Below are 13393 nucleotides of genomic sequence, written 5' to 3'. Positions count from 1 at the left end.
TTCCAACCGAATTAGGTCGGTTAACATCGGTTCATATGATCATGACGACCACATTCTCTGACCGGCTTGCAGCCGTCATCCTGGGTTGCGCCACGGCCCTGATCCTGATCGGGAGCGGGTCGCCGGCGCGCGCACAAACCGTCGCCGTGATGGTCAACGGCGAACCCATCACCAATTACGACATTGAACAGCGCGGCAAGCTGATCACCTTGAGCACCCACAAGCCGGCGGATCGGCAGCAGGTGATTAACGAACTGATCGACGAAAAGGTAAAACTCAAGGAAGGCAAGAAATTTGGCATCGAGCCTTCATCTGCGGATGTCGAGCAGAGCTATGCTGCGATGAGCGCACGGATGCGGATTTCGGCGGATCAATTGACGAAATCCCTGGAAAGCCAAGGTATTCGGGCCGACACCCTGAAGGCCCGCATGAAGGTCGAGATGGTTTGGACCAACCTCGTCCGCGGCCGCTACAAGGAAAGCCTTCAGGTCAGCGAAAAGGACGTGGAAGAGAAGACCAAGTCCGAAGACAAAGGCGAGGAGAAACCGGAAGCCAACGGTTTCGAATACAAGATGCAGCCGATCGTTCTGATCGTCCCGCGCGGATCCGATGCCGCCACCATGGATGGCCGACGCAAGGAGGCCGAAGCCCTGCGCACCCGGATACAGACGTGCGACGAGGCGAACGCCCTCTTCAAGTCGATGCAGAATGCCGCGATCCGCGATGCGGTGACCAAGACCTCGGCCGACATCCCGCCGTCGCTGCGCGAAGTGCTGGACGGCACGCCGATCGGTCATTTGACCCCGCCCGAGGTGACCAAACAGGGCGTGGAGATGGTTGCGCTGTGCAGCAGAAATCCGACCAAGGTCGATACGCCGAAAAAGAAAGAGATTCGCGACAAGATGTTCGCCGATAAATTCGAAGCAAAGTCGAAGGCGTATCTGGCGGAGTGCCGCAGAGCTTCGATGATCGAATACCGTTGACGTATGGCAAAGCCCCTCGCGCTGACGACAGGCGAACCCGCGGGTATCGGGCTCGACATCACCATCGAGGCGTGGCTGCGCCGCAAGGAGCTGAAACTTCCGGCCTTCTATCTGCTCGGCGACCGCTCTTCCGTCAGTAACCGGGCAAAGGCGCTCGGACTAAAGCTCGAACTCGCCGAGGTCAGCGCCGGGGAAGCCCCTGGCGCGTTCGCCGAAGCGTTGCCGGTCGTGGCCACCGGCCATAGCGCCACGGCCCGGCCGGGCCACCCCGACGACACCAGCGCCGTCGCAGCCATGGCTTCAATACGCCAGGCGGTCGGCGACGTCATCGCCGGACAGGCGAGCGCGGTGGTCACCAATCCGATCGCCAAGAGCGTGCTCTATCGCGCCGGTTTCCGGCATCCCGGTCATACCGAATATCTCGCCGAACTCGCGGCAACCAACGGCCACACGCCGCAACCCGTCATGATGCTGTGGTCGCCTGCCCTCGTCGTGGTGCCCGTGACCATCCATCTTTCGCTGCGCGACGCGATCGCACAATTGTCGAGCGATTTGATCGTGACGACGGCCCGCATCGTGGTCGCAGCCTTGAAAACCCGTTTCGGTCTCGCCAACCCGCGCCTCGCGATATCCGGCCTCAACCCGCACGCCGGCGAGGACGGATCGCTCGGCACCGAGGACAAGACCATCGTGGCACCCGCGATCGAGATCCTGCGCCGCGAAGGCGTCGAGATCAGGGGGCCGCTGCCGGCGGACACCATGTTCCACGAGGCTGCGCGCAAGACCTATGATTGCGCGATCTGCATGTATCACGATCAGGCGCTGATCCCGGTCAAGACGCTGGCGTTCGAGGACGCGGTCAATGTGACGCTCGGCCTGCCGTTTATCCGAACATCGCCGGATCACGGCACCGCCTTCGACATCGCCGGAACCGGAAGGGCCGATCCGTCGAGCCTGATCGCGGCGTTGCGGCTGGCCGCCCGTATGGCGCAGACGCAGCCGGCATGAGCACGATCGATGACCTTCCGCCGCTACGCGAGGTCATTCGCCAGCATGCCCTGTCGGCCCGCAAATCACTCGGCCAGAACTTCCTGCTCGATCTCAACCTTACCGCCCGGATCGCGCGCGCCGCGGGACCTCTTGAAGATGCCGTGGTTATCGAGATCGGCCCCGGCCCCGGCGGACTGACCCGCGCGTTGCTGGCGTTGGGCGCACGGCGCGTGATCGCAATCGAACGCGACGAGCGCGCGCTGGGCGCACTGCAGGACATTTCACGGCGATATCCGGGACGGCTGGAGATCATTTGCGCCGACGCGCAGCATTTCGATCCCCGGCCGCTGCTCGGCGGCGCGCGGGCGAAAATCGTCGCCAACCTGCCTTACAACATCGCGACCGCACTGTTGATCGACTGGCTGTCGATCGAACCATGGCCGCCCTGGTACGACATGATGGTGCTGATGTTTCAGCGCGAAGTCGCCGAACGCATCGTCGCGCGCGAGAACGACGAGGCCTATGGGCGCCTCGGTGTGCTCGCGAACTGGCGCGCGGAGACAAAAATCCTGTTCGATATTTCGCCGGCCGCCTTCGTGCCGCAGCCCAAGGTCACCTCCTCCGTGGTGCGGCTGGTGCCCCGCCTCGCGCCGGAGCCGTGCGATCGCCGGGCGCTGGAGCAGGTCGCAGCCGCGGCCTTCGGCCAGCGACGGAAAATGCTGCGGCAAAGTCTCAAATCGCTGGCGGTGGATCCGGCCCGATTGGCCGCCGCGGCCGATGTCGATGTGACGCGACGCGCCGAAACCGTACCGGTCAGCGGCTTTGTTGCGATGGCCCGTGAATTGACCAATATACGCAACATAAAATCGGATACGCCCTGAGGAGAGATGCCATGTCGCTGATGCGTCGCCAATCCCTGGTCAAATTCGATGCGCCGTTGTGCGAAACCATCGTCGAGACGCCGAAGCCGCAAGGCAAAGAGGTCCTGGTCCGGATCGAGCGCTGCGGGCTGTGTCATTCCGACCTGCATATCCAGGACGGCTATGCCGACCTCGGCGGCGGCAAGAAGCTCGATACCACGCGCGGCATGACGTTGCCTTTCACCCTGGGGCACGAGATCGCCGGGATCGTCGAGGAAGTCGGCCCCGATGTTTCCGCGGATCTGATCGGCGCGAAGAAGGCCGTATTCCCCTGGATCGGCTGCGGCCAATGCCGCGATTGTCTCAACGGCGACGAAAACCTCTGCGCCAAACAACGCTTTCTCGGCGTCGCGATCGACGGCGGTTTCGCCAGCCATGTGCTGGTGCCCGATGCAAAATACTTGCTGGATTACGGCTCGCTGCCGGTCAATCAGGCGGCAACCCTGATGTGTTCCGGCGTCACCGCCTATGGCGCGCTGAAGCGACTGGTCGACCGGCCGCGGCAACGCAATCTGCTGCTGATCGGCCTTGGCGGCGTCGGCATGATGGGATTGTCTTTCGCCAAGGCCATGTTCACGCAGAATATCGCGGTGGCGGATTTGAGCTCCGCCGCACGCGAGACAGCGCTGCAGAACGGCGCTGCGGTGGCCTACGATCCCTCTGAAGCCGATGTGGTCAAACGCATCATCAAGGAGACCGAAGGCGGGTTTGACGAGGTTGTCGATTTTGCCGGCAACGAGAAGTCGATGGCGTTTGCCGTTGCCGTTCTCGCGCGCGGCGGCAAGGTCGTGGTCTCCGGGCTGATGGGCGGTAATTTCAGCCTGCCGATGGTGCAGTGGATTTACAAGCGCATGACCATCGAGGGGTTCATGGTGGGAACGCTCGCCGAGGCGCACGAACTCATGGCGCTGGCGCGGGCTGGCAAGATCAAGCCGACGCCCATGAAAGAGGAGCCGATGGGCGAGGTCCAGAAATGGATCGACGAATTGCGGGCCGGAAAGGTCGTCGGGCGCATCGTGCTGAAAAACTGACGCAGCGCGTCCGGCTACCCCACCGGTAGCGAAACGGCGGCTCCAATCAGCCGCCGTCTGGGCCGAAACGGCCTTGGAACGGTCAAGGCAGGCCCGAATTTAGCCCCATGGTGTCCGAAATTGGGGCGTATTACGACCCAAGTTTTTGCCGAGATTTAGCATGCGAAGTGTCCCGTATCATCACCGGAGATACCCATGCCGAGCCGAACCGCGAAATTCGTGTCAGCCATCTTTGCGAGCTTGCTCGCAAGCGCGCCCCTGACAACCGTGTCGCACAGCGCGCCAGGAGCGGCCGATGATTGTTTCGCCGGTCCCAAGGGGCAAGCGCCGCAAGGCGCACACTGGTACTACCGCGTCGAGCGCTCCACCAAGCGTCATTGCTGGTATCTTGCCGACCAGCGCACGCCGCGTTCACAAACCGCAGCCGCCAACTCTCCTACCTTAACGAAGCCGCCACCTCCGCAGGACGCCGAAGCCGCCATGCAGCAATCGGTCGCGAATGCCCACGCTGAATTGCCTGCGCAGACCCGCAGCGAACCGGCGAGCCGCGCCGGCGGCATCGTTCCGGCATCATCGGCCGATGCCGTTCGCCCGGAAGATAATGGCAACGCGACAGCGTCAGGCGCTCTCACGCCCGGGATCTTGATGCAGAGATCGGTGGTCGCTACCCGATGGCCGGATCCGTACAGTTCGGCTCCCGAGGCCGCTCCATCCCCAGTCAGGCGCGATCCCGGCGCCAGCGTGACCTCAGCTTCACAAAGCGAGCCGACATCCGTCCTTGCGGCCGGCCCGTTCGTAACGGCAGATGTGTCGTCGGCAACCCCGCTTTATTTGCTGCCGTTGCAGTTGGCCGCGCTGGCTGGTGTGCTGGCGCTGGTCGGCTTCATCGGAACGATGATGTTCAAATTCGGCCGGTCGCCACGGCTGCTGCCCAGCGAGATCAGCAACCGGCGCGGACATGTCTGGGAATCGACCGACGACGATCGCATCGTGCTGTCGCGTTATCCTGAACCGAACCGCTTTGCTCGCGGTTTCAACCGAGGCGACAGGGCTACGGAATTTTTCGCGCAGATATCGAGGCGAACGCCGACGTAACGCAGAGCAGGCCAACGTTTGCTATTTTTCCAGTTGCCGCTGCAACTCGCGCACGAAGGTCGTCAAACCGGTGCGGCGTTCGCGCTTGAGCCGTTCGGCTTTCAGGATCGATTGCACCTCGGCGAAGGCATCATCGACGTCATGATTGATGACGATGTAATCGTATTCCGCCCAATGGCTCAATTCATGGGTCGCGCGGCTCATACGCCCGCGAATGACAGCGTCACTGTCCTGCGCGCGGGTATGGAGCCGCTTTTCCAGATCGCCAGCCGACGGCGGCAGGATAAATACGCTGACGACATCGGCCCGGGCTTTTTCCCGTAATTGCTGGGTGCCCTGCCAGTCGATATCGAACAGTACATCCTGCCCCGCTGCCAGCGCGGCTTCGACCGGCGCCCGCGGGGTACCGTAGCGATTGTCGAACACGGTGGCCCATTCGAGCAACTCGCCGCCCTTTACCATTTGTTCGAAGCGGGACTTATCGATGAAGAAATAATCTCGACCATCGACTTCGCCGGGCCGCATCGGCCGTGTCGTCGCCGAAACCGACATCTTCAGGCCGGTCATCCGCTCAATCAACAGCCGCGACAACGTGGTCTTTCCCGCCCCCGATGGCGACGACAAAACGAACATCAGTCCGCGCCGCTCAACTCCATCGAAACCGTGACCGCCCGCCGCCATGCGTCACTCCAGATTCTGAACCTGTTCGCGGAATTGCTCCACCACGTTCTTCATTTCAAGTCCGGTATTGGTCAATTCGATATCGTTCGACTTGGAGCAGCAGGTATTGACCTCGCGGTTGAATTCCTGCGCCAGGAAATCCAGCCGCCGTCCGACCGGTCCGCCCTTGCCGATCATCTCGCGGGCCTGCGCGATATGGGAGACGATGCGGTCGAGCTCTTCGCGGATATCGGCCTTGGTCGCGATCATGATCGCTTCCTGATTGAGCCGGTCGGGATCGAACCGATCCGACGATTCAAGCAAGGCGGCAATCTGCTCGGCCAGCCGTGCCCTGATTGCATCGGGCTTGCGGCCGGGCGCCGCCTCGGCCTTTTTCGCGAGCTTCTCGATCTCGTCCATCCGCTGCGCGAGGATCTGTCCGAGGGCGATGCCTTCGCGCCGGCGCATTTCGACAAGATTAACGAGCGCCGCTTCGAACGCCGTCGCCGCAGCAGCCTTGGCCGCCTTGTCTTCGGCCTCATCGCTCTCCGGCTCGACCACCTCGATCACACCCTTGATCGACAACAGCCCATCGATGCTCGGCGCCACCGCGTCGATCTTGCCGGCGAGCACGCCGGCAACCCTGACGATCGACGCCAGTACATCCTCGTTGATACGAATGGTAGAGAGCGCGTTGGCGCGCTTGACGTTCAAATTGGCGTAGACCGTGCCGCGCGACAGCACTTCGCCGGCGCGTTTCTTGGCCAAGGCCTCGAGATCGTCCCATCCCGGCGGTAACCGCATGCGCAGGTCAAAGCCCTTGGCGTTGACCGACTTCAATTCCCATTCGAACGTGTACGGGCCGCTGGCGCCGTGGCTTCGGGCAAAGCCGGTCATGCTCGACAGTGCCATCGCGTGAAATTCTCCGGAAAGGGTACGGCGTGAGATTCGCCAAACTAACAACGGCGCGAGCTTAGCGCGTCTTGCGTAAAAGTGGATACCGCATTTGCTATTGCTGAACCACCGGGGGCGTCGGCGTCGATTGGGCGGCGCCCTGCCGGGGCGGTGAGGCGCTGCGCTTTTTCGCGGCGGCCGGCGGCTTTGCCGTCGTGGCCGTCGAACTGGTGTCGGCCGGCGTATTGGCCGCGGCTGCAGGCGCGGGATCATCCGCCGGTTCGACCGTGTCGTTCTGGATCTGCTTTTCCATGGTCCGCAATTTGGCTACGTTTTTCGCATGCACGTCGTATGTGTCGCTGAAAGCATGACCGCCGGTACCGTCCGCGACAAAGAACAGATCGCGGGTGCGCGCGGGATTGGCCGCTGCTTCCAGCGAGGCGCGTCCGGGATTGGCGATCGGCCCGGGCGGAAGCCCGTCGACCACATAGGTATTGTAAGGCGACGGCTGCTGGATTTCGCTGCGCTTGATCGGCCGTCCCAGCGTGCCCTTGCCGCCGACCAGCCCGTAAATGATGGTCGGATCGGACTGCAGCTTTATTTTTTGCCTTAGGCGATTGACGAATACCGCAGCCACGCGGCTGCGTTCATCGGCCTTGCCGGTTTCCTTTTCGACGATCGAGGCCAGCGTCACCAATTGCTCGGGTGACTTGATCGGAATCTCCGGATTGCGGCGTTCCCAGATTTCCGCCAGCACGCGTTTCTGCGCCTGCTGCATGCGGGCGATCACCTGGTCGCGCGTGGTGCCGCGCGGGAATTTATAGGTTTCCGGCAGCAGCGTGCCTTCGCGCGGAATCTCGCGGACCGAACCGGCAAAAATATCATTGTCGGAAAGCCGGGCCACGATCTGTTCGGAGGTGAGGCCTTCGGGAATCGTGACGGCGTGCTGAACCACCTTGCCTTCAACGATGGTGCCGATGACGTCGCGCAGGCTGGCGTTCTTCTGAAACGAATATTCGCCGGGCTTGAGTTCGGAACGGGCCTTGAGCGCGAACACACTGCCGATGAAGGCCCAGCGATTATTGTCGATCACGCCTTCACGCTGCAGGATATCGGCAATATCGGTCATGCCCGCGCGCGCCGGAATATTCACGACCTTGTCTTCCGGCAGCGGACCCGGCGCCTCGATTTTCTGCTTGCCGTAAATGTAGGCGCCGCCGCCGCCGAGCATCAGAACCAGTACGATGGTGATGATGGCATTGCCGACGATGACAAATGGATTGCGGGCGCGCTCGGACCGCTTTGGCGGCGGCGGAACCTGCTCGGGCTCCAGCGCGGCACGCGGGCTCCGGGGCGAAATGGGTGGCCGTTCACTCATCGATGCAACCTGAATCCTGTCGGTTCAATCGCGGCCAAAACTCTCGCATCGGCCGGTCGTCTCCACCCACATCTAGGATTTATCACCGAATGCGGCGAAACGGTGGACTCTTCTTGATAAGCGCGTCAGTTGACCACGCGCTGCATGATCACGGATGCGTTGGTACCGCCGAAGCCAAATGAATTCGATAGTGCGACGTTGATTTCACGCTTGCGCGCTGTTTGCGGCACGAGATCGATCGCCGTTTGCACCGACGGGTTTTCCAGATTGATGGTCGGCGGCGCGATATTGTCGCGAATCGCCAGGATGCTGAAGATCGCCTCGATCGCGCCCGCAGCCCCGAGCAGATGCCCGGTGGACGATTTTGTCGACGACATCGAAACCCTGGAAGCGGCATTGCCCAATAGCCGCTCCACCGCGCCGAGTTCGATTTCGTCACCGACCTGCGTCGAGGTTCCGTGCGCGTTGATATAATCGATATCGGAAGAGGTAATTCCGGCGCGCTTCATCGCGGCGCTCATGCTGCGGAAGGCGCCATCGCCATTCGGCGACGGCGACGTAATGTGATAGGCATCGCCGGATAATCCGTAGCCGATCACTTCCGCATAGATTTTCGCGCCGCGGTTTTTGGCGTGCTCGTATTCCTCAAGCACCACGATGCCGGCGCCCTCTCCCATCACAAAACCGTCGCGATCCCTGTCGTACGGACGCGAGGCTTTTTCCGGGGTTTCGTTGAAGTTCGTCGACAATGCGCGCGACGCGCAAAAGCCTGCCATCGACAGCCGGCAGATCGGTGATTCGGTTCCACCCGCGACCATCACATCGGCATCGCCGAGCGCAATCAGCCGGCTAGCGTCGCCGATCGCATGCGCGCCGGTCGAACACGCGGTCACCACCGCATGGTTGGGACCCTTGAGGCCGTGCTCGATCGACACATAGCCCGAGGCGAGATTGATCAGGCGGCCGGGAATGAAGAATGGCGACACCTTGCGGGGGCCGCGCTCCTTCAGAAGCAGCGCGGTATCGGCAATGCCGGACAGACCGCCGATCCCCGAACCGATCATGGTGCCGGTGGCACATTGATCTTCCTCGGTGGCCGGATGCCAATTGGCATCGTCGAGCGCCTGGCGCGCCGCGCACATCGCGAAGACGATGAAATCGTCGACCTTGCGCTGGTCCTTCGGCTCCATCCACTGGTTGGGATCGAAGGTGCCACCGGTGCCGTCGCCGCGGGGAATCACGCAGGCGATCTGGCTGGTCAGATCCGAGACGTCGAAGGTGTCGATCTTCTTGGCGCCGCTCTCGCTGTTGAGGATGCGCTTCCATGTCGGTTCGACGCCACAGCCGAGTGGCGACACCATGCCGAGGCCCGTGACGACCACGCGTCTCATATCCATCACTCCAGCCCTCGATTCGCGGCCCACAACAATAAACCGGTGGACCGCGTGACCACGGCCCGTCCGGCTTTGTCAGTACCGCCCGGGGGCGTCAGCTTTTCGCGTTCTTTTCGAGAAATTTTGTCGCGTCGCCGACGGTCAAAATCGTTTCCGCAGCATCGTCGGGAATTTCACAGCCGAACTCTTCTTCAAACGCCATCACGAGCTCGACGGTATCGAGGCTGTCGGCGCCGAGGTCGTCAATGAAGCTTGCGTTGTCGACCACTTTTTCGGGTTCAACACCAAGGTGTTCGACCACGATCTTCTTAACTCGCTCGCCAATCTCACTCATCGTTCAACCTCGTGCTTGTTCCATTGGATCCGACCCCAAGATGTACGAGCCATCGTGGTCGTTAAACTTCCTTCGCAATCGCGCATAGTCTTGAATTCGGCCCCGTCTCTTGTTTGACCCGCGTCATGGCCGACGCAGACCCGGCGAGCGACGGCAGGCTCCGCATCGCCAATATACAGGGTTTCACTCTCCTGCAATGGTGTTCTTTGCCCATCCGCCGGTGGTTCGGTTATCATACTTCCCAAGCCTTGACTATAAGCCCCGGCCGGCCGCCGCAAGCGGCCCTTTGGTTTTGCCGAGGGGCCGGCAACTGTCTCAGATCATGGCCATTCCGCCATTGACGTGAATGGTTTGCCCGGTGACGTAAGCCGCTTCATTCGAACTGAGATAGACCGCTGCCGCGGCGATGTCATCGGGTGTACCCAGGCGCCCCGCAGGAACCTTGGAAAGAATGGCTTCGCGCTGCTTGTCGTTCAGCACGTCGGTCATCGGCGTTGAGATAAATCCGGGTGCGATGCAGTTGGCGGTGACATTGCGCTTGGCATATTCCGCGCCGAGCGTTTTGATCATGCCGATCAATCCGGCCTTCGACGCCGTGTAATTGCCCTGGCCGGGATTGCCGGTGACACCGACCACCGACGTGATCGCAATAATGCGGCCGAACCGCTTGCGCATCATCAGTTTGGTTGCGGCGCGGGTGAGACGAAAGGTTGCAGTCAGATTGACCTTGATAACCTCGTCCCAGTCTTCGTCCCGCAACTGCACAAATAAATTGTCCTTGGTGATGCCGGCATTGGCGACGAGAATATCGAGCTGGCCCATCGCCTGCTCGGCCGACGGCACCAGCGCCTCGACCTCGGCGGCATCGGAAAGATTGCACGGCAACACATGGACCCTGTCGCCGAGCTTTCCGGCGAGTGTATCCAGCACCTCCCGCCGCGTTCCGGAGATCGCCACCGTCGCGCCCTGGGCATGCAGCGCCTGCGCGATCGCACTACCGATGCCTCCCGTCGCCCCGGTGACGAGCGCTTTCCTGCCAGTCAAATCGAACATTCCATTCTCCCTCGGACTTTAAGCCGACTTCGCGCTCAAGCCATTTTGGCGGCGGCGAGCGCATCTTTCGCCGAGGCAATATCATTCGGTCCGCCGACCGAAACACCCACAGCGCCTTCGGCAATGCGCTTGACCAATCCGCTCAGCACCTTGCCCGCACCAATTTCGAAAAACCGCGTGACCCCTTGGCCCGCCATATAGGCCACCGACTCGCGCCAGCGCACCGTGCCCGTAACCTGTTCGATCAGGCGGCGGCGAATCTCATCCGGCTCGCTGATCGGCGCGGCCAATACATTCGACACCAGAGGCGATACCGGCCGCTGGATGGTAATTCCCTCCAATGCCTTCGCCATCGCGTCGGCGGCGGGCTGCATCAGCCGGCAATGAAACGGCGCGGAGACCGGCAGCAACATCGCGCGCTTGGCGCCCTTGGTTTTGGCGATCTCGAGCGCGCGCTCGACCGCAGCCTTGTCGCCGGAAACCACGACCTGGCCACCGCCATTGTCGTTGGCGGCCTGGCAAACCTGTCCCTGTGCAGCCTCTTCGGCGACCGCGACCGCGCTCTCGTAATCGAGGCCGAGCAAAGCAGCCATCGCCCCGACGCCGACCGGCACGGCTTTCTGCATTGCCAGACCACGGACGCGCAGCAGCCGGGCGGTGTCGCTGATGGTCAGGCTGCCGGCTGCCGCCAGCGCGGAATATTCGCCGAGGGAATGTCCGGCCACAAAGGCGGCGTCCGCAACCGAAAACCCGGCCTCGGTCTCCAGCACGCGCAAGGTCGCCAGCGAGACCGCCATCAAGGCCGGCTGGGCATTTTCGGTAAGCTGGAGCGTCTCGGCAGGGCCGTCCCAGATGACCGCGGTCAATTTCTCAGCCAGCGCCGAATCGACCTCCTCGAACACCGCGCGGGCAGCCGGAAACGCATCGGCGAGCGCCTTGCCCATGCCGACGACCTGCGAGCCCTGGCCCGGAAAGGTAAATGCTGCAGTCATTATTACCCAAAACTCCATCGAATACCGTCGTAAGACACCGGCTTTCGCCGCGCTGTCAAGCCGGACGGAGGGCGCAATCGCACGGGCCAAATCATTTGGGAAGGCAAATGTTTACGCTGTGTGGAACTTTGTCGCCGCGCTTAATCGGCTTTCAATACCAGGGGCGGAAACTGGGACCATGGCGCTCACAATCCCATCGACCATATCGACCGACTCCGTTGCTGCGGGGCAACCGCCGCAGCCACCGCAACGGCCTTGGCTTCGCCTGCGCGACTGGCTTCTTGCGGACCCTCGTTCGCAGCACGACGATATCCGCACCGAGTTGCTGCAGCAAAGAGCGAGCAAGACCAAGACACTTGTGGTGGCCGTGCTTGGATCGCTGCTGATCGCATCGATTGCCGCCGGTTTGACCGGCGCCAAATGGGCTTACGCCTGGGCGTTGGCGGAAGTCGTTTTGGGCAGCATCAGAATGTCGCTGATGATGAACGCGCTTGCGAACGCCAAAGCGGGCAAACGAAAAGCAACGACCATCGCACCGGTCTGGGCCGGGCTGACGTCGGTGATCCTGATTTCCGCCGGCTGTTATCAATGCGTCGGATCGGGCAACTTCCTGCTGATCCTGATGGCGGGCATCGGCCTTGCCAATCTGATCGGCGGAATTGCCTCACGCAACGCCGGAACTCCGCGCTACGGAATTCTCCTGATTTGTATCCTGACGCTGCCATTTGCGCTTGCCACGATCCTGTCGCCGATCCCGCTATTGTTTCTGATCGGGCTGCAAACGCCGGTCTATACCGGCGGAATGATTTTCCTGCTGCTCGAGAACCACAAGATCCTGCTCGACCTGCATCATTCCGAGCGAAACAATCGTCAGATGGCGCATCATGACCTGCTGACCGGTCTTCCCAATCGCGCCCTTAATCTCAAGCTTTTCGGCGAACTGCTCGCAGCCCCGCTCCCGAAGGCTGGTTCGCCGCGCACAAAACTCACGGTGCTCTGCCTCGATCTCGACGGCTTCAAGGGGGTCAATGACGGGCTCGGACATGCCACCGGCGACGCCGTTCTGGTCGCGGTCGCAAAGCGCCTCCAGGCCAGCGTCCGCGATGCCGATTTCGTATGCCGCCTTGGCGGCGACGAATTCGTTGTCCTGCTGCCTGACATCGCCGACGCCGAAGCCGCTGCGATCGCGCAGCGCATCATCGCGCAGGTCTCGGAACCATTCGAGTTTGCTGCAGCGGCACGGGTCGGCGTCAGCATTGGCCTCGCATCCGCGCCACGCGACGGGGAGACCGCCGACGAATTATTGAGCGCGGCCGACCGCGCGATGTACGACGCCAAGCGCCGCGGCAAAGGCTGCTTTGTGGTTCATGGCTCAGAGGCAGAGGTGGTCGATTTCGCGCCCTCGCTCGTCCCCGCAGTGGGGGCCGGCGCCGGCTTGGCTGCCGAACCGGTGGATTCGGCCGCCTAGACCCGTTAATTGGGCCGTTGTGGGCCATATTTTCACCCGGAACCCGGCCCCTTTTCCTTGCCATCGCGCTCAAAATCCGTATAAACCGCGCCATCCGTGGATCCCGGCCGGGAGCTGAACGGACGGTCTCAGCAATTTCACCTTATCGGCGATGTTGATGTGGCAGGGCCAGTTGGTCCGTCGTCCCGTGCTTCCGCCTTC

The 13393-nt window shown here is 62.1% G+C and carries 13 protein-coding genes; 6 read left to right on the top strand and 7 right to left on the bottom strand.

The features are described from left to right. Positions 1–41: 41 nt before the first annotated feature. From HB676_RS30950 to HB676_RS30930, 5 genes are all read left to right on the top strand, one after another. Positions 42–983, top strand: coding sequence for a SurA N-terminal domain-containing protein (locus HB676_RS30950; RefSeq protein WP_213742294.1), 942 nt, complete (start codon positions 42–44; stop codon positions 981–983). 3 nt (positions 984–986) lie between these two features. Beyond that, positions 987–1991, top strand: coding sequence for a 4-hydroxythreonine-4-phosphate dehydrogenase PdxA (gene pdxA / locus HB676_RS30945; protein ID WP_213742293.1), 1005 nt, complete (start codon positions 987–989; stop codon positions 1989–1991). Next, the gene (gene rsmA / locus HB676_RS30940) at positions 1988–2854 is read left to right on the top strand and encodes a 16S rRNA (adenine(1518)-N(6)/adenine(1519)-N(6))-dimethyltransferase RsmA (RefSeq protein ID WP_213742292.1); all 867 of its coding nucleotides are present in this window, start codon (positions 1988–1990) and stop codon (positions 2852–2854) included. The genes pdxA and rsmA overlap by 4 nt, the downstream gene beginning before the upstream one ends. Before the next feature lie 11 nt (positions 2855–2865). Next, positions 2866–3924, top strand: a complete 1059-nt coding sequence (locus HB676_RS30935; RefSeq protein WP_213742291.1) for an alcohol dehydrogenase — start codon at positions 2866–2868, stop codon at positions 3922–3924. A gap of 195 nt (positions 3925–4119) precedes the next feature. Further along, on the top strand, positions 4120–5019 hold the full coding sequence (locus HB676_RS30930) for a hypothetical protein (RefSeq protein WP_213742290.1): 900 nt from the start codon (positions 4120–4122) through the stop codon (positions 5017–5019). A gap of 21 nt (positions 5020–5040) precedes the next feature. Here HB676_RS30930 and gmk read toward each other — a convergent pair whose 3' ends face one another. The 7 genes from gmk to fabD form a co-directional block, all read right to left on the bottom strand. Beyond that, positions 5041–5700, bottom strand: coding sequence for a guanylate kinase (gmk, locus tag HB676_RS30925; RefSeq protein WP_213742289.1), 660 nt, complete (start codon positions 5698–5700; stop codon positions 5041–5043). Between the two features lie 3 nt (positions 5701–5703). Further along, positions 5704–6591, bottom strand: a complete 888-nt coding sequence (locus tag HB676_RS30920) for a YicC/YloC family endoribonuclease (RefSeq protein WP_213742288.1) — start codon at positions 6589–6591, stop codon at positions 5704–5706. Between the two features lie 97 nt (positions 6592–6688). Beyond that, positions 6689–7951, bottom strand: a complete 1263-nt coding sequence (gene mltG / locus HB676_RS30915; protein WP_213742287.1) for an endolytic transglycosylase MltG — start codon at positions 7949–7951, stop codon at positions 6689–6691. Between the two features lie 125 nt (positions 7952–8076). Then, positions 8077–9342: a beta-ketoacyl-ACP synthase II gene (fabF, locus tag HB676_RS30910; protein ID WP_213742286.1), complete on the bottom strand. Its 1266-nt coding sequence runs from the start codon at positions 9340–9342 to the stop codon at positions 8077–8079. Positions 9343–9439: 97 nt separating this feature from the next. Continuing rightward, positions 9440–9679, bottom strand: a complete 240-nt coding sequence (locus tag HB676_RS30905; RefSeq protein WP_006610957.1) for an acyl carrier protein — start codon at positions 9677–9679, stop codon at positions 9440–9442. A gap of 315 nt (positions 9680–9994) precedes the next feature. Then, positions 9995–10732: a 3-oxoacyl-[acyl-carrier-protein] reductase gene (gene fabG / locus HB676_RS30900; protein WP_213742285.1), complete on the bottom strand. Its 738-nt coding sequence runs from the start codon at positions 10730–10732 to the stop codon at positions 9995–9997. A 35-nt stretch (positions 10733–10767) separates the two neighbouring features. Further along, positions 10768–11724: an ACP S-malonyltransferase gene (gene fabD, locus HB676_RS30895; RefSeq protein WP_213742284.1), complete on the bottom strand. Its 957-nt coding sequence runs from the start codon at positions 11722–11724 to the stop codon at positions 10768–10770. 178 nt (positions 11725–11902) lie between these two features. Here fabD and HB676_RS30890 point away from each other — a divergent pair, with 178 nt between their 5' ends. Beyond that, complete coding sequence (locus HB676_RS30890) at positions 11903–13192, top strand: GGDEF domain-containing protein (protein ID WP_213742283.1); 1290 nt, start codon at positions 11903–11905, stop codon at positions 13190–13192. The last annotated feature ends 201 nt before the right edge of the window (positions 13193–13393 follow it).

The sequence above is a fragment of the Bradyrhizobium sp. dw_411 genome (assembly GCF_018449695.1).
Lineage (GTDB): Bacteria > Pseudomonadota > Alphaproteobacteria > Rhizobiales > Xanthobacteraceae > Bradyrhizobium.
Note: the sequence above shows the minus strand (reverse complement) of the source record. Positions and strands in the feature narration are given on the sequence as shown.

Bases quoted from the DNA above. Each gene is read 5' to 3' on its own strand.
- HB676_RS30950 (WP_213742294.1), top strand. From the start codon at position 42: ATGACGACCACATTCTCTGACCGGCTTGCAGCCGTCATCCTGGGTTGC.
- pdxA (WP_213742293.1), top strand. From the start codon at position 987: ATGGCAAAGCCCCTCGCGCTGACGACAGGCGAACCCGCGGGTATCGGG.
- rsmA (WP_213742292.1), top strand. From the start codon at position 1,988: ATGAGCACGATCGATGACCTTCCGCCGCTACGCGAGGTCATTCGCCAG.
- HB676_RS30935 (WP_213742291.1), top strand. From the start codon at position 2,866: ATGTCGCTGATGCGTCGCCAATCCCTGGTCAAATTCGATGCGCCGTTG.
- HB676_RS30930 (WP_213742290.1), top strand. From the start codon at position 4,120: ATGCCGAGCCGAACCGCGAAATTCGTGTCAGCCATCTTTGCGAGCTTG.
- gmk (WP_213742289.1), bottom strand. From the start codon at position 5,700: ATGGCGGCGGGCGGTCACGGTTTCGATGGAGTTGAGCGGCGCGGACTG.
- HB676_RS30920 (WP_213742288.1), bottom strand. From the start codon at position 6,591: ATGGCACTGTCGAGCATGACCGGCTTTGCCCGAAGCCACGGCGCCAGC.
- mltG (WP_213742287.1), bottom strand. From the start codon at position 7,951: ATGAGTGAACGGCCACCCATTTCGCCCCGGAGCCCGCGTGCCGCGCTG.
- fabF (WP_213742286.1), bottom strand. From the start codon at position 9,342: ATGAGACGCGTGGTCGTCACGGGCCTCGGCATGGTGTCGCCACTCGGC.
- HB676_RS30905 (WP_006610957.1), bottom strand. From the start codon at position 9,679: ATGAGTGAGATTGGCGAGCGAGTTAAGAAGATCGTGGTCGAACACCTT.
- fabG (WP_213742285.1), bottom strand. From the start codon at position 10,732: ATGTTCGATTTGACTGGCAGGAAAGCGCTCGTCACCGGGGCGACGGGA.
- fabD (WP_213742284.1), bottom strand. From the start codon at position 11,724: ATGACTGCAGCATTTACCTTTCCGGGCCAGGGCTCGCAGGTCGTCGGC.
- HB676_RS30890 (WP_213742283.1), top strand. From the start codon at position 11,903: ATGGCGCTCACAATCCCATCGACCATATCGACCGACTCCGTTGCTGCG.